At 23.9% G+C, this 14,909-nt stretch carries 16 protein-coding genes; 12 read left to right on the forward strand and 4 right to left on the reverse strand.

What is annotated here, in order from left to right:
• Positions 1 to 58: 58 nt before the first annotated feature.
• The gene (locus tag ABXT65_RS00645; RefSeq protein WP_415323576.1) at positions 59 to 247 is read left to right on the forward strand and encodes a hypothetical protein; all 189 of its coding nucleotides are present in this window, start codon (positions 59 to 61) and stop codon (positions 245 to 247) included.
• Entirely contained in the window at positions 244 to 1,410 is a 1,167-nt protein-coding gene (locus ABXT65_RS00650) for an aminotransferase class I/II-fold pyridoxal phosphate-dependent enzyme (protein WP_415323577.1), read from the forward strand. Before ABXT65_RS00645 ends, ABXT65_RS00650 begins: the two co-directional genes overlap by 4 nt.
• On the opposite strand, the gene ABXT65_RS00655 is transcribed toward ABXT65_RS00650, so the two are convergent.
• From ABXT65_RS00655 to ABXT65_RS00670, 4 genes are read right to left on the reverse strand one after another with little or no spacing between them, the layout of a single operon-like run.
• On the reverse strand, positions 1,403 to 2,158 hold the full coding sequence (locus ABXT65_RS00655) for a cytidylyltransferase domain-containing protein (RefSeq protein ID WP_415323578.1): 756 nt from the start codon (positions 2,156 to 2,158) through the stop codon (positions 1,403 to 1,405). The genes ABXT65_RS00650 and ABXT65_RS00655 overlap by 8 nt on opposite strands.
• Positions 2,145 to 2,900: an imidazole glycerol phosphate synthase subunit HisF gene (gene hisF, locus ABXT65_RS00660; RefSeq protein ID WP_415323579.1), complete on the reverse strand. Its 756-nt coding sequence runs from the start codon at positions 2,898 to 2,900 to the stop codon at positions 2,145 to 2,147. The genes ABXT65_RS00655 and hisF overlap by 14 nt, the downstream gene beginning before the upstream one ends.
• Before the next feature lie 2 nt (positions 2,901 to 2,902).
• A complete protein-coding gene (gene hisH / locus ABXT65_RS00665) occupies positions 2,903 to 3,505 on the reverse strand; it encodes an imidazole glycerol phosphate synthase subunit HisH (protein ID WP_415323580.1) in 603 nt (200 codons plus the stop codon).
• Positions 3,505 to 4,635, reverse strand: a complete 1,131-nt coding sequence (locus ABXT65_RS00670; RefSeq protein WP_415323581.1) for an N-acetyl sugar amidotransferase — start codon at positions 4,633 to 4,635, stop codon at positions 3,505 to 3,507. The genes hisH and ABXT65_RS00670 overlap by 1 nt, the downstream gene beginning before the upstream one ends.
• Positions 4,636 to 4,747: 112 nt before the next feature.
• On the opposite strand from ABXT65_RS00670, the gene ABXT65_RS00675 reads away from it, so the two are divergent.
• The 10 genes from ABXT65_RS00675 to ABXT65_RS00720 are packed head-to-tail and all read left to right on the forward strand — an operon-like array spanning position 4,748 to position 14,906.
• Positions 4,748 to 4,990 (forward strand): hypothetical protein, encoded by a 243-nt coding sequence (locus ABXT65_RS00675; protein WP_415323582.1) that lies wholly within the window; start codon positions 4,748 to 4,750, stop codon positions 4,988 to 4,990.
• 54 nt (positions 4,991 to 5,044) lie between these two features.
• A complete protein-coding gene (locus ABXT65_RS00680) occupies positions 5,045 to 6,757 on the forward strand; it encodes an ATP-binding cassette domain-containing protein (protein ID WP_415323583.1) in 1,713 nt (570 codons plus the stop codon).
• Positions 6,758 to 6,759: 2 nt separating this feature from the next.
• Positions 6,760 to 7,557 (forward strand): fumarylacetoacetate hydrolase family protein, encoded by a 798-nt coding sequence (locus ABXT65_RS00685; protein WP_415323584.1) that lies wholly within the window; start codon positions 6,760 to 6,762, stop codon positions 7,555 to 7,557.
• The gene (locus ABXT65_RS00690) at positions 7,557 to 8,264 is read left to right on the forward strand and encodes a cytidylyltransferase domain-containing protein (protein WP_415323585.1); all 708 of its coding nucleotides are present in this window, start codon (positions 7,557 to 7,559) and stop codon (positions 8,262 to 8,264) included. Before ABXT65_RS00685 ends, ABXT65_RS00690 begins: the two co-directional genes overlap by 1 nt.
• A gap of 1 nt (position 8,265) precedes the next feature.
• Positions 8,266 to 9,264: a phytanoyl-CoA dioxygenase family protein gene (locus tag ABXT65_RS00695; protein WP_415323586.1), complete on the forward strand. Its 999-nt coding sequence runs from the start codon at positions 8,266 to 8,268 to the stop codon at positions 9,262 to 9,264.
• A 3-nt stretch (positions 9,265 to 9,267) separates the two neighbouring features.
• Positions 9,268 to 10,038, forward strand: coding sequence for an SDR family oxidoreductase (locus ABXT65_RS00700; RefSeq protein ID WP_415323587.1), 771 nt, complete (start codon positions 9,268 to 9,270; stop codon positions 10,036 to 10,038).
• Positions 10,013 to 11,068, forward strand: a complete 1,056-nt coding sequence (locus ABXT65_RS00705) for a phosphotransferase family protein (protein ID WP_415323588.1) — start codon at positions 10,013 to 10,015, stop codon at positions 11,066 to 11,068. The genes ABXT65_RS00700 and ABXT65_RS00705 overlap by 26 nt, the downstream gene beginning before the upstream one ends.
• Positions 11,058 to 12,824, forward strand: a complete 1,767-nt coding sequence (locus ABXT65_RS00710) for a hypothetical protein (protein WP_415323589.1) — start codon at positions 11,058 to 11,060, stop codon at positions 12,822 to 12,824. Before ABXT65_RS00705 ends, ABXT65_RS00710 begins: the two co-directional genes overlap by 11 nt.
• On the forward strand, positions 12,814 to 13,767 hold the full coding sequence (locus ABXT65_RS00715) for a hypothetical protein (protein WP_415323590.1): 954 nt from the start codon (positions 12,814 to 12,816) through the stop codon (positions 13,765 to 13,767). Before ABXT65_RS00710 ends, ABXT65_RS00715 begins: the two co-directional genes overlap by 11 nt.
• Positions 13,764 to 14,906 carry an LA_1612 family putative O-antigen biosynthesis protein gene (locus ABXT65_RS00720; RefSeq protein WP_415323591.1) on the forward strand — a complete coding sequence of 381 codons (1,143 nt, stop codon included), beginning with the start codon at positions 13,764 to 13,766 and terminating at the stop codon, positions 14,904 to 14,906. Before ABXT65_RS00715 ends, ABXT65_RS00720 begins: the two co-directional genes overlap by 4 nt.
• Positions 14,907 to 14,909: the final 3 nt, after the last annotated feature.

A 14,909-nucleotide genomic window follows, 5' to 3' on the forward strand; every position in this document is an offset into this window, starting at 1 on the left:
TTATTATTTAATGAAATATATCTAAAAAAATTAACAAAATATACAAACAAGTGTTTTTATGGATAAAAATATTAATATAATTAATCAAATAGAAAAAGTTAGATCAAAAAATAATGTAAATTGGATGAATATTTTGAGAATTGCATATAAAAATGATCCTAAAGCAGTAGTTAAAGTTTTGAGAGCAATTAATTCTCATGATGGAAAAATTTCAAAACTTTTCAAAAAAATTAAAAATCATAAATGAAACCAATCGCTAGAATTCCGTATGGCAAACAACACATAGACAGTAATGATTTAACAATAGTTAAACAAAGCCTAAAAGCCTCACTTATTACAACTGGATCATATGTTTTAAATTTTGAAAAAAAGCTAAAAAAATATCTAGGATCAAGATATGCGCTATCATGCAATAGCGGTACTTCTGCAATACATCTCGCAATGATGGCTGCAGAAATAAAGCAAGGTGACAACATAATAATGCCATCAGTTAATTTTGTTGCTAGTGGAAATATTGCAAAAATGTTAAATGCAAACATTTTTTTAGCAGATGTGGATCCTTTATCTGGACAAATGACAGGTACTTCAGTTGAGGAGTGTATAAAAAAAAATAAATTAAAAAAAATTAAATTGTTGGTTACGATGTATTTAGGGGGTTATCCTGACAATATAACTGAATTTTATAATTTAAAAAAAAAATTTAATTTTCTTATTCTTGAGGATGCGTGCCATGCTCTTGGGGCTTCGTATCAATTTAAAAATCGATTTTTAAAAATAGGATCATGTAAACATTCTGATATTGCAGCGTTTTCCTTACATCCGTTAAAATCTATTACCACAGGGGAAGGGGGTGTAGTTTCCACTAATAACAGAAAGTTTTATGAAAAGTTAAAGTTACTAAGAAGTCATGGAATTGTAAAAAATAAAGACCCTTTTAACCATAAATATAATGTTAAATTTTCTGGTCTAAATAATAGATTAAGCGATATTAATTGTGCGCTAGGTATTACACAGCTAAAAAAAATAAAAAAATTTATTACAAAAAAGAAACTTTTCTCTAAATATTATGACAATATATTTAAAAATATTACAGGTATAAAGCTAGGTCACTCTCAACTTAATAAAAATATCTCTGCTTGGCACTTGTATATTCTGATAATCAACTTTTCATACTTTAAGACTACTAGATTAAAATTTATGAAATACCTTTATAAAAAAAATATTATTTCACAAGTTCATTATATTCCAATTTATATGCACAGTAATTTTAAAAAATTGGAAAAAAATTATTTAATAAACACTAAGTCGTATTATGATAGATGTATTAGTATCCCTCTATACTATGACATGAGTGCTAAACAACAAAATAAAGTAGTATTAGAAATTAAAAATTTTTTGAAAATTAAGTAAATATCAAATTTTTTTTAAATGTATTTTTTTTATTAAGTATATTAAAATGCGGAATATTTTTATTTTCAATTAGTCCAATTATATTTTGATAGTTTATTGTCAATTTATTTTTTTTTAATTTTTTTATTATTTTTGTAACAAATAATAAATCTTTTTTGTAATCAATACACAATCTCATATTAGATAAATTCTTTTGGTATGCTATATTTTGACATTTAAATAACTTTTGATTATTTCTTAAAAATAATGTGACATGCTCTTTTTCATAGTTTTTTTTTGCATTAAAATATATTTTTTTTAACGTAGTTTTTTTAAACATTTCAACATCAAAACCTTGAGGAAAGCTTGGCTTTAATATGTTTGATGTATAATCGTTGTTATATTTAAAATGATTTTTGATAATTCTTTTTATTATACTTGGATCAGCAAAAGGACAATCAGCTGTGATTCTTATAATATTTTTATATTTATAAACCATATTGGCAAAATAAAATCTTTTTAAAACATTATTTAAGTCTCCTAAAAAATAATCTAAATTATTTTTTTGACATAGTTCTTTTATTTTCAAATCACTTTTTTCTGTTGAGGTTAAAATTACTAAATTCTTGAAGTGTTTTTTTAAATTATTTGCTATATATAAAAAAAGTGGTGTACCATCTATTTTTTTTAATGATTTATTAGGAAATCTTGATGAACTCATTCTTACTTGAATAAAAATTGCATAATTATTTTTTTTAGATTCTAACATTAATATTTTTTTTTAAGGCTCGTTTTTTAATCATATTTGGAGTTATTTCACTAAATAAAAAAACACTTGAAGCAGCCACAGCCATGATTTTTTTATTCTCTAGGACTTCTATAAAATCTTCTATTTTTCCAGCACCTCCATTAAAAACAAGTGGCACTTTTAAAAAAGAATGAATTTTTTTTAATAATTGCAAATCATAGCCCTTCATTGTCCCCTCATTATCTATGGAGTTAAGTAAAATTTCACCTGCACCTAGGTCTTGTACTTTTTTGATCCATTCAATAATATTTACTGTATGTTTTTTTTTTGCACTATGGGAATATATAAAGTATTTTCCATATTCTGATTTTACATCAATAGATAGCATAATACTTTGTGAGCCAAATCTTTTTGCAATATTATTAATTATTTTTGGATTATTGAGAGCACTTGATCCAATGATAATCTTATCTGCACCTTTATTTAAAACCAACTCAACATCATCGGTAGTATTTAGACCCCCACCAACTATTAGTGGCATATTACACTTATAGGAAAAATTATCTAATATAGAGGTATCAAACTTTAATTTTTCTTTTGAAGCTGCAAGATCAATTATAACTAATTCATCCAGGTTTCTATCTTTAAACACGTTAAAGATTTGATCAGGATTTCCAATATTTCTAATATTTTCATAGTTTTTTGTTTTTACTAAGTTACCTTTATAGTGAAGCAAAATAGGTATTATTCTCTTTTTTAGCATACCTAAATAGATAAAAAATTTTTCAACAACCTTTTACCTTGTTCGTGACTTTTTTCAGGATGAAATTGTACGCCGTAAATATTTTGATGCTCAAATGCACTTGCAATATTGCCATCCGATAGTTTTCTTGTTATTAATTTTTTATTATCCACATCACAATAATAACTGTGATTATAATAAAAATTCTCTGAATTTTTAATTCCTTGAAAAAGTTTAGACTTTTTAATAATAGAGCTATTATTCCAGCCATTATGAGGGCAGGGGATTTTTTTTGTATTAATTTTCTTAACTTTTCCTGAGATTATTCCCAAGCCTTTAAATCCTGGAGCTTCTTCACTTTCATTTAATAAAATTTGCATGCCCATGCAAACTCCGAGAATTGGTATTTTCTTCTTAATTAATTGTAAAATTAACTTATCAAGATTTTTTCTTTTTAGATATTGAGCTATTTCTAAAAAATTTCCAATTCCAGGAAATATCATTTTTTTTACTCTATTTGATTGAAAGTTATTATTATCAATTATTTTAAATTTTTGGTTCAAGGAATTTAAAGTTCCTACCCATGAGTTTAAATTGCAAACCTTAGTATCTAAAACAATTAACATTATTTCAGTATAAATTTTAGCATTAGGTTTCCATTTTTATCTCTTAAAATTTTTCCATTTTTATTTTTTTTAAAAATATTACGATTTGTAAATTGATCACATATTTCATTGAATTTTTCAAGAGTCACATTTATATCTCCCAAAATTTTTTTTAATGGTTTACCCAAATATTCTTTTGGATATTTTCCATCATATTTTTTTATTAAATAAATTCCTTGAGACCTAGATATTTCTTTTCTTCTTAGCATCAATGAAACCATATCTGTTGTTCTTCCAAATCCATATTTTAGATATTTAAAATAATCATGAATACCAGTTTGGTAATTATCTAAATTTTCATATTTAGAGCATGTTCCTTCAACAATTTTATGATGGTATTTAAAATTATTCTTTTTTGCAATTTCTGCATTTTTTTTACCTTCCCAAGGGAAAAAATGACCTAAAAAATACCCAAATATTTTGTTATATTTTTTTTCATAAATATAGGGTATTAGGTCTTTTTTTTTAAAACCATAAGTATTAATTAAATCCTCTACCCTCAAACTATTCATTCCACCAAATTCCTCTAGCCACCTACGATCTAATTTATCGCTATTTGTTGAGTCAATAGGTCCACCATACTCGTTCTGAGAATTTTCCCCCCATAAGATTAAATTAATACCCAGTTTTTTTGCAATTGTGATCGGTATTGTGAACATCCCAACATGTTCTGGCCAAGAAATGTCACCAACAATTTCTAACCCAAGTTTATTTAATTTTTTTCTAATTTTTTGATTAGGTGAGTATTCAATTACATCAAAACCTAATTTTTTAATATTATCTAAATTTTTTCTACCTAAAGTAGATAAGTCACAAGTAGTCGAATTAACACATAAAGGTTTTAAATTATATTCAGCCGCTTTTAAAGCCTGATAAGTGCTATCTTTGCCACCACTTACTGGAATAATACAGTCGTATGTAGCATTTTTTTTTTGGTGTTTTTTAGCGATTTCAGCAAATTGATTTTCTTTACTAACCCAATCAATCTCCACTCGTTGTGTATAAGAAAAACAAGCACTACATACACCATCAGAATTAAATTTTAGCTCAGGTTTAGTAGAGGGATAAAGACATTGAACACAATATTGCATAATAAAATTTAAGAAATATCTATTTATACTAGAAAAATATGCGTAAAGAAATACAATTTATATAAAAAATTATTAAAAAATTAAAATTACTTTAGCAACTTATAAGGAAGGAATGTTTTCTAAAATTAGGTACGCCATAATTAAACCAGGACCTGGCCTTACAAATGAATGTCTATCGCATAATATTAACTGGTTATATTTTTATCAACGTTTTAATAAAGAATTTGAGTTAAACATCAAGAAATTAAAATATTATAAAATAGGGAAAAAGTTAAATATATTGAATATAAAAAGACTTAAAGAGGAATTGCTTGATATTAATTTATTCAAAAAAAGTATATCAACTTCCAAATAGAATGGTCAGCACAAAAAACTATGCTAAAAATAATTTCAAAAAAAATTAAAATCAATGAAAAAAAAAATTAATATTTTCTTAACATTTGATCAAAAACTTAAAATATCTGTTTTAATATTTCTCCATATAGTTTCATCCTTTCTAGAAATTATAAGTATAGGAGTGATACCAATATTGGTACTTGCATTAATTAAACCTGAAAAAATAATTTTATTAGCAAAAAATTCTATATTTGAAAATTTTTTATCTTTTATTGCGTTACAAGATTTTATTTTATATGGATCATACTTAATAATTTTTGTCTTTTTATTTAAAAATATTTTCTTATCCTTTCTGATGTACTTTGAGATTTCTTTCTTTTCATCTCTTAGGAAATCTGTTTCTTTTAGATTGTTTGAGAAATACATTAGTCAAGATTATTTATTTCATACACGTAATAACCCATCAAAACTTATCAGAAATATTTCACAAGAAATAGATTTTGCAGCAGGGTATATTGAAGGGATAATGACTGTAATTAAAGAGAGCTTAATTATAATCTCAATAATTATACTGTTATTATTTGTAAATATTTGGATGACTTTAGCAATTACAATTTCTTTAGCTAGTGTTGTTATAGTATTTTATATTTTATTAAGAGAAAGAGTTAGAAAAAAAGGTTTATTAAGCCAAACTATGCGTTCTGAAATTATAAAACTAGTGAATCACACTATAGGATCAATCAAAGACATAAAAATCCTACAAAAAGAAAATTATTTTACTAAAATATTTCAAGAATATTTTAGTAAACATGAGAAACTAAAAATATACAAAACAATGGTTAGTCAATTGCCACAAAGAATATTGGAATTTGTTATAATTGTATTAATTGTTAGTTTTATTATGTTTTTTAAAGACAATTTTTCTTCAACTGAAGAATTTATTGGTGTTCTGACATTATTTGTTATTTCTGCAATTAGATTATATCCAAGCTTCAGTAGAATTAATGCAAATTTAATAGTGGTAAAAGATTTATTTGTATCATTTGATCTGATCAGAAATGATTTAATGTTGAAAGAAAATTTTAGTTCAGAGATGGTAAGTCATGTACCAAAATTTGCAAAGTCAATTATATTAGACAATGTATATTTTAATTTTGGAGATAAAAAAATTTTAAGAGGTGCATCATTTGAAATTCTTAAAGGACAATTTGTAGCTTTGGTTGGAAAATCAGGAAGTGGCAAATCAACAATCATTGATTTGATAATGGGTCTTTTAACTGCAAATAAAGGAAAAATTAAGATAGATGAAATAGAATTAGATTTAGAAAAATTTAATTATAAAAAGTTATTTGGATATGTGCCACAAGACATTTATCTGCTAGATGACAGTATTAAAAAAAATATTGCACTAGGTGTTGATGATAAAGACATAGACTATAGCAGATTAAATGATGCCATCAATCTTTCTCAATTAGATAAATTTATAAAAAAAGAAGGTAACGATATCAATTCAATAGTTGGAAATAGAGGCATTAAGATTTCGGGTGGAGAATTGCAAAGAGTAGGTATTGCAAGAGCTTTATATAACAATCCTGAAATTATAATCTTAGACGAAGCAACAGCTAATTTGGACCATGATACTGCAATTTCATTTTTAGATTCTTTAAATTCTTTTAAAAAAGAAAAAACAATAATATTTGCAACTCATCAACCAGAGCTAATAAAAAAATGTGATAAGGTATATTATATTAACGAGGGTGTTGTTTCAGAAAAAGATAAAATTTAACAATGAAATTCATAAAAACCATAATAGGAAATTTAGATAAAAAAAGTATTTCGAAAATAAAAACTAAAAAATGGAATGGGTATGTCATGCCCATTAAAGATAATATTTTTCAAAAATTAGATAAATTTAAATTAGAAAAAGTTGATAAAAAAAAATTTATTAAACTAAAAAAAAAAGATTTTTTAATACCGATCGAAATTAATAGTATAATTGGTGTTGGAAAAAATTATACTGAAAATTATAGTCAGAAATTAATAAAACAATTTAATAAAAGTCCAGATTTTTTTATGATGAATAAGAATTCCTTGATAGCGTCTAATAAAAAAACATTTCTAAATAAATGTTATAAAAGTATTTTAGTAGAAGGTGAGATTGGTGTGGTAATAAAAAAAAAATGTAAGAATATTAAACAAGATAAGGCTAAAAATTATATACTTGGCTACTTAATCTGTAATGATTATTCTGGAAGAGATTTGATGAGCTTGAAAAAAGACAGCATATTATTAAGAAAAAGTTTAGATGGATTCCTTCCAATTGGCCCAGCAATTAAATTAGGTCATCAAAAAAATGATTTTATAATTAAAACGATAGTAAATAAAAAGCTTATTCAATCTTTTGATACGCAGAATCTAATATTGAATATAGAGCAAATTATTAGTAATTTAAGTCAATATGTTACACTAAATAAAAATGACCTGATATGCACTGGATCAGCAATACCTAAGCCTAAGGTTAAAAGAGGAGATAATATCAGAATAACAGTGGATGGATTAGGCATGCTTAACTCAAATATTATTTAATGATAAAAAAAAAATATATCTTAGCTATTACACTAGCCAGGGGAGGGTCAAAAGCAGTTCCAAATAAAAATATAAAAAATATTTTAGGAAAACCACTCATTGCGTATACAATAAAAGAGGTTTTGAAATCAAAATATATTGACGATTATATAGTTAGCACTGATTCAAAAAAAATAGCCAGTGTTGCTAGAAAATTTGGTGCAAAAGTTCCTTTTTTAAGACCAAAAAATATCTCAAAAGATAACTCAGCACCACAGGACGCCCTACTTCATGCCCTAAATAAATATGAAAGTATGACAAATCGAAAATTCGATTACATTGTTGAGGTTATGTGCACAAACCCTCTTAAAAATTTCAAAGATATAGATTCATGCATTGAAAAAATTTATAAAACAAAGTCAGATACCGTTATATCAGTTCAAAGACTTTATGATCATCACCCAATAAGAATAAAAAAAATCAAAAATGATAGAATTTTTAACTTTGTGTTACCGGAAAATGAAAGAACCAGAAGACAAGACTTAAAACCCTATGCATACATTAGAAATGGCTCCATATATGCGATATCAAGGAATACCTTAAAAAAATATAAATCAAAAATTGGAAAAATATCTAGACCATACATAATGCCAGATGAAAGATCTATTAATATAGATGAAAAGACAGATTTTTTAATTGCAGAACATATGTTAAAAATAAATAAATAAAATGCTTTCTGAAAATCAAATAAGTTTTTTTAAAGATAACGGCTATCTAGTAGTAGAACCAAATATTATATATAATGATAAAGAATTATATGACCTAAATAATATTTGTGAAAAATTTTTTCTTAATTATGAAGATGGCTCTTTAGAAAAAAATACACAAAAATATAATCCAAAAGATTTTATTATAGATCATAAAAATATTAAATATATCCAAAATGGTATTACTAATAATAAAAATATTTTAAATGCAAGAAGGGCAATTTGTATGGGGCATCAAATAGAACATGGTTTGAGTAACTATATTGAAAACTCTAATTTACAATTATGTGTAAAAAAATTATTAAATACAAAAAAAATTTCATTACACACATCATCATTAACAAAAGTGTACCCAGGATGTATTGGTGAGCCCAAAAAACTGCACACAGATTTACCAGGCTTTGTAAATAGTCCATTATCTTTTGTTAAAAAAAAAAAATTTGTATTGAATATATTAATGTATTTAACCGATGTAGACCAAGATTTAGCACCACTTAGAATTAGTCCAAAAACTCATCTAGACTATTTAAATATTAATGATCATTTGAGATTAAAAAAAAATATAAAAAAAAATATAAACTTGCTTGGGGCGTCGGACATTGGAATAGATGAAAAAACTATTATGGACTTAAAATATGAAATTAAAAAGATTCAAGGAAAAAAGGGAACAGTGATTTTTTTCTCTGGTAATTCATTGCATTCAGCAACAGAAAATAAAACAAATAAATCAAGACTTCATTTAAATTTTAACTTTGGAAGAAGAAAAGATTTAGAAATAAGAAAATTTAATTATGATATGATAAAACACGATGATATAAATATTTTTAATTATTTGAGTAATTTTAATGACAAAAATATGCTAGAAAGATCATATATTGATTCATTTAAAAATAAAATTTTAAATAAATATTATAAATACCATTCAAAAATTGAGAATATCATTCAAAAATTTAGAATATGATTAATGATTAAAAATTGTTTAGTTTTCGGTGGCAGTGCCGGTATAGGAAAAAGTTGTGCTAAGAAGTTATTAGAAGAGGGGAACAATGTTTTTCTATTCTCTAGAAATAAAAAAAACTTAGTTAAAACACAAAATGAATTTAGCAAGTTTAAGGGAAAAATTTTTATTTTTAATGGTGATATAGGAAAAAAAAATCATACAGATAAATTTATCAAAGAAGCAAAAAAAAAATTTAAAGAAATTCATGTAGTTGTATTTAGTAGTGGAGGACCACAATTAGGAAATTTTGATAAAATTAAACAAAAAATATGGATTGAAAATTTTAATATTCATTGTCTTGGTTTTTTAAATATTTTAAACAAAACAATACCAATATTTAAAAAAAAAAAATTTGGGCGAATAATAGTTATAAGCTCAATGTCTGTTAAACAACCCATAATTGGATTAGATCTATCAAATTATTTCCGACCTGGATTAGCAGGTCTTTGTAAGAGTATAGCGACACAGCTAATAAAATATAACATTACCATCAACACTATTTCGCCAGGATCTGTTTTAACAGAAAGGTCTAAGAAAATAATTTATGAAAAAGCCAAAAATAATAAAATATCTTTTAAACAAGGATACGAAGAATCTTTAAAAAAAATACCCATTGGTAGATTTGCAGAACCAGATGAAGTTGGTGATTTAGCTAATTTTTTATGTTCAAGCAAAGCAAATTATCTAACAGGTGGAATTTATATGATCGATGGTGGAAAATATTTATCAATATAATTTTACAATTCAAAAAGTAAAAAAAATTCTGAGTGAAAAATATTCTTTGCTTGGAAAGGTAAGTAATCTTAAATTATTTGAAAATAGTGGCCAAAATAGCATAATATTTTATTTTACTTGCAATAAGAATAAATATTTAATCAAAATAATTGAAGAGCCTGACAAAATTTATGGAAAAAAAGACAGCCAAAAAAGATTATCAACTATTACAAATATAATTTCAAAATTATCTAAAAAATACCAAATAGAAAAGTTTATAAAAAATGATTTTGGTAAATACACAACAAACTATAAGAAAAGTATATTGCGTGTAACTGAATATATTGAACATAATAAAATTAACAAAAAAAATTTATTAAAAAAATCCATACATGTATTAAGCGAAGTTCATCAAGAATTTTGGACTGAGCTTAACATTAAAGATAAAGAAAATTTAAAGCATCTTAAGATTCCTTATAATTTAAATTATTCGCTTAGAAAAAAAATAGATATCAAAATTTTTTTTAATAAAGTAATAAAAAAAAACGATAATAATATTTACACAAGTAATATTAAAAAAATAATGAAAAGGTATACTTTGTTAAGTACATGGGCAGACGAGGTAAAAAAAATAGAGAAAAAAAATTTTTTTTATCACCAATCATTTACACACAATGATTTTCATCCAGAGAACATTGTTTTAGATAAAAAAAATAGAATCCATCTGCTTGATTTTGATAATATACAATATTCACAAACATTTAGATGTTTATATTTTTTTTTATTGAGATTTGCATTTTATAAAAAAAATACAAATATAAAAAATTTAAAATATGCTCATGAATTGCTAAAAAAAAATTACTATACTGAAATTCCAGATTATCACACTTCATTAAAATTTTTATTATATGTAGAGATAGAAAAAATATTTAAAATTTTATGCAGAATTTCTGAGTCAAATGGCTTAGAAATTTTTATAAAAAAGATTATTAGCGTACATCTGCCAAATGTTATATTTTTAATAAATCAAATTAAAAAAAATGAACAATAGAAGGGTACTGAATGATAAAGACCTTATCTCATTGTCAAAAATATTAAGTAAAGCTTACAATCTAATTGATAATAAATTAACCAATAAATTTTCTAGGCACTTTAATATTAATGATGCTGCATCAAAAATTATTATAAGAAGAAATTTAGTTCCACTTACGTATTTTTTTTTTGAAAATTTGTTACTTTTATCGAGACATAATCTTAAAAAAAAAAATTATACAAATAATATTAATTTCAAATATAATTTTAGTCAAATTGAAGATTTTGAAGAAAGTATAAGTAAAGAAAAATTTAATAGATATTTTTTCAATTTTATTGTTGAAAGTTTTTACGCCTCTCACCAAAGAAAAAATCAAAAATATAAAGAATATATGTTTATAGATTATAAATTAAAAACTTATGATAATTATAAAAATAATTTATTTTCATTAAATCATAATTTTTTACCAAAATTTTTTTTACGTTTAGAAAAATTTTTTTTTCGTTTTTTTCCAATTTTATCTAGAATACCCACACTTCATTTATCACAGTTACAAAACGTATTTTTTAAATACGGATGGTACATATTCTTTTTAAAAAATTTAAATTATAATTGGACTTATAAAAAAATATCTATCAATAAAAAACAAAGATCATTTTTTTTTTCTAAAATACTTCCTGATAGCTTCTATGTAAATTTTTTATCGAATTCTAAAATTAAAAATATAAATTATAAATTTCTTTCACAAGTTTTTGATTGCTTTATTATGAATTCTTTTCCTTTAAGTTTTTTTGAAAACTTTAAAGCAAACTTAAATTTTGCAAACAAAAAAATTATTAATTCTAAGTATAAAATAATCTTAAGTTCTGGAGATCATGATACTAATAGTGTTTTTTATAATTGTGCTGCAAAAAATAATGATTTTAAAATTGTAAAAATTCAACATGGTGGCTATGAAGGTTATATTGATAAAATCCCAACATATTATGAAATGGATTATATTACTGCAGACTATTTTTTATCTTGGGGTTGGGATAAGATAGTTAATAATCATAATAAAATAAAAACTAAAATTTTACCTATGCCAAGTCCTTGGCTTACTGAGCGAAAAGAATATTTTACCAAAGCAATATTTAACAAAACAATAAAAAAATATGACATTTTGTTAATGCCAAATAAAATTAGAGAATATAATATAGCACCTTCTGGAACTAATAATGTTAATACCAGTACAAATATTTACGCTCTACAAAACTTTATAAAACTTGTTGAATTACTAAGAAAAGAAAATTTAACCACATATTGTAAATTTTATAATGAAAAAAATTATAATTTTTTTACACAAAATTTAAATAAAAAACTTAAGTATTTTCCCAATATCCATTTCTCTAAAAATTATGACAAGGGGCTAACTGTTAATTTGATTTCTCAATGTAAATTAGTTTTATGGGATGTGCCGGGAACTGGATTTCTAGAGTGCTTGGCTTCAAGAATACCAACTTTATGTTTTATTGATAAAAAAATAATTCAAATACACAAAAGTGCATATGTTATTTTTACTAAGTTGAAAAAATCTGGTATCGTAAATTATAATCTTAATGATTTAATAAAAAATGCAAATATTTTCATAAAAGATGATAAAAAATGGATATCTAATAAAAAAAGAGTTTCTACAGTTAGAAAATTCATTAATCAATTTGCAAGAACTGATGATAATTGGAAAAAAATATGGATCAATAAAATAAAGAATATAGCACTAAGATATGAACGATAAAAAATTATTTAATGATGGTTTTATTAATTTGGGAAAAAATTTTCTAAATGTTTCTGAGATTGATAATTTAATTATTCAAAGTAAAAACTTAATGAAGGAAGCCATCAATAATAAAGATAACCTTTCTAACATTAATATTTCTAATAATGATTTTAATGATGAGTCTATAGGAAGTGGTGGTTTTGCATTAAAAAGAGTTGATCAACATAATAGTCAAATATCTAAAATCTTAGTAAAAATTTTTGAAAATACTAAAATTAACAATTTGTTAGAGAAGTACCTTGGAAAAAATTTTAAGATTCATCATGTCGGCATAAGAAAATCATCAAAAAATGATAAAGGATTAGGACTTCATCAAGATGGACCAGGGCAAATGAATTTAACAATTTTATTAGATGATAATCTCAATATATATGGTTCAACAGTTTTTTTAAAAAATACTCATCTAATTGATGCTAGATTAGATGAAATAAAATTATTGACACCTCCTTTATTTCTTAAACTTTACAAATTTTGTTTGTCCTATATTCGTGGTCATCGTGGTGACATTTGTTTATTTTTTAATAGAACGTGGCATGGGAGATATCCTTCCAATAGAGAGGAATCAAAACATTTGATACTTATAGGACTTCATCCTGAAGGAACAATATATGGTAGCGAATTTGATGATTGGTATGATGATTATTATTTAGAAGGTTTAGGTAATTGTGCATTCAGAAACAGAATAGATCATAAAATAGGAACTATTAAGGTGAATGATCAAGTTGTAAGAATACAAGACAGTCCTTCAGAAAAAATATCTTTAAAACTTGAAAATCCAAAAAAAAACAATATTGAGAATTTTAGTTTTGTAAATCTGTTCTATGTAATGACAGCAATTTTAATAGTTTACCCTGCAAGATGGATAAAAAAGAGTAAAGCTATTAGATTTTTTTTTACATGAAAATAATTAGATTATTATCTATTCTTGATTTTAAAATACCAAAAAAAAATAAATATATTTTTCTTAGTGAAATGTCCTTTGTAAGATTAAAGAAAATTGATATTTTTAAAAAATTTGGGGTAATTTCTCTATTGAGCGAAAAAATTAATATTTTTGTTATTATTATAACTATTTATAAAAATGGATTTTCTGGTCTCAAGAAAAATTATATAAAAAATTATGTTAATTTTGTAAACCCATCTATGATTGTCTGTTATATAGACAATTATTATCCATTTTATGAATTATATAATTTTTTTAAAAAAAAAAAAATAATTTCAATATCTATACAAAATGGAATGAGAGCAATTGTAAATGATATTTTTAGTTTATTTGATAAAAATATTAGAGATCTGGGGTGTGATTATTTATTAACAATGAATAAGTCAACAGGGGAAAAATTCTTAGAATATATTACAGCCAAAAATATAATTATTGGCTCAATTACTAATAATAATAATATAAATAATAATCTTAATAAAAAAAAAACAATATTATTCATTTCCCAATTTACTGAAAATAGAATGCAAAATGGTATTTATGATCAGCGGAGTAAAAAAATTTACTCAGGAGAAAGCTTTTATAAAGCAGAAAAAATAGTTGTAAAATTTTTAGTTAATTTTTGTAAAAGAAATAATTTTAAATTTGAAATAGCTTCAAATAGCTCTGGCAATTCAGAAAAAGAGTATAATTTTTTTTCATCCATGATATCAAATGATATTGAATTTAAATTATTAAAAAAAATTCATGAAAATTCTACATATAAATATTCAGATGAAGCTGAATATACAGCATTTATTGATAGTACGGCAGGTTATGAATCTTTTGCGAGAAGAAATAAGATTGTCGGATTTTCAATCCGTGGAAATTTTTTAGATATAGCAGAAGGATGTTCATTTGCATGGCCAGGTAAAAATATCAGTGAAGGCCCTTGCTGGACATCAAGGAATGATGTAAACGAATTTAGACGAATTGAAAATTTTATGTTAAATTCTGATAATAATGACTGGAATAAAATATTTGATGAATACTCTGAAAAAATTATGATACATGACATTAACAACTCTATATTGAATAATTTCTTTAAAAAAATTATCTAATAA

The sequence above is a fragment of the Candidatus Pelagibacter sp. Uisw_127 genome, assembly GCF_047722515.1.
Classification (GTDB): Bacteria; Pseudomonadota; Alphaproteobacteria; order Pelagibacterales; family Pelagibacteraceae; genus Pelagibacter.

Excerpts from the sequence above, each read along its gene's own strand:
- ABXT65_RS00645 (WP_415323576.1), top strand. The coding sequence starts at position 59 with ATGGATAAAAATATTAATATAATTAATCAAATAGAAAAAGTTAGATCA.
- ABXT65_RS00650 (WP_415323577.1), top strand. The coding sequence starts at position 244 with ATGAAACCAATCGCTAGAATTCCGTATGGCAAACAACACATAGACAGT.
- ABXT65_RS00655 (WP_415323578.1), bottom strand. The coding sequence starts at position 2,158 with ATGTTAGAATCTAAAAAAAATAATTATGCAATTTTTATTCAAGTAAGA.
- hisF (WP_415323579.1), bottom strand. The coding sequence starts at position 2,900 with ATGCTAAAAAAGAGAATAATACCTATTTTGCTTCACTATAAAGGTAAC.
- hisH (WP_415323580.1), bottom strand. The coding sequence starts at position 3,505 with ATGTTAATTGTTTTAGATACTAAGGTTTGCAATTTAAACTCATGGGTA.
- ABXT65_RS00670 (WP_415323581.1), bottom strand. The coding sequence starts at position 4,635 with ATGCAATATTGTGTTCAATGTCTTTATCCCTCTACTAAACCTGAGCTA.
- ABXT65_RS00675 (WP_415323582.1), top strand. The coding sequence starts at position 4,748 with ATGTTTTCTAAAATTAGGTACGCCATAATTAAACCAGGACCTGGCCTT.
- ABXT65_RS00680 (WP_415323583.1), top strand. The coding sequence starts at position 5,045 with ATGAAAAAAAAAATTAATATTTTCTTAACATTTGATCAAAAACTTAAA.
- ABXT65_RS00685 (WP_415323584.1), top strand. The coding sequence starts at position 6,760 with ATGAAATTCATAAAAACCATAATAGGAAATTTAGATAAAAAAAGTATT.
- ABXT65_RS00690 (WP_415323585.1), top strand. The coding sequence starts at position 7,557 with ATGATAAAAAAAAAATATATCTTAGCTATTACACTAGCCAGGGGAGGG.
- ABXT65_RS00695 (WP_415323586.1), top strand. The coding sequence starts at position 8,266 with ATGCTTTCTGAAAATCAAATAAGTTTTTTTAAAGATAACGGCTATCTA.
- ABXT65_RS00700 (WP_415323587.1), top strand. The coding sequence starts at position 9,268 with ATGATTAAAAATTGTTTAGTTTTCGGTGGCAGTGCCGGTATAGGAAAA.
- ABXT65_RS00705 (WP_415323588.1), top strand. The coding sequence starts at position 10,013 with ATGGTGGAAAATATTTATCAATATAATTTTACAATTCAAAAAGTAAAA.
- ABXT65_RS00710 (WP_415323589.1), top strand. The coding sequence starts at position 11,058 with ATGAACAATAGAAGGGTACTGAATGATAAAGACCTTATCTCATTGTCA.
- ABXT65_RS00715 (WP_415323590.1), top strand. The coding sequence starts at position 12,814 with ATGAACGATAAAAAATTATTTAATGATGGTTTTATTAATTTGGGAAAA.
- ABXT65_RS00720 (WP_415323591.1), top strand. The coding sequence starts at position 13,764 with ATGAAAATAATTAGATTATTATCTATTCTTGATTTTAAAATACCAAAA.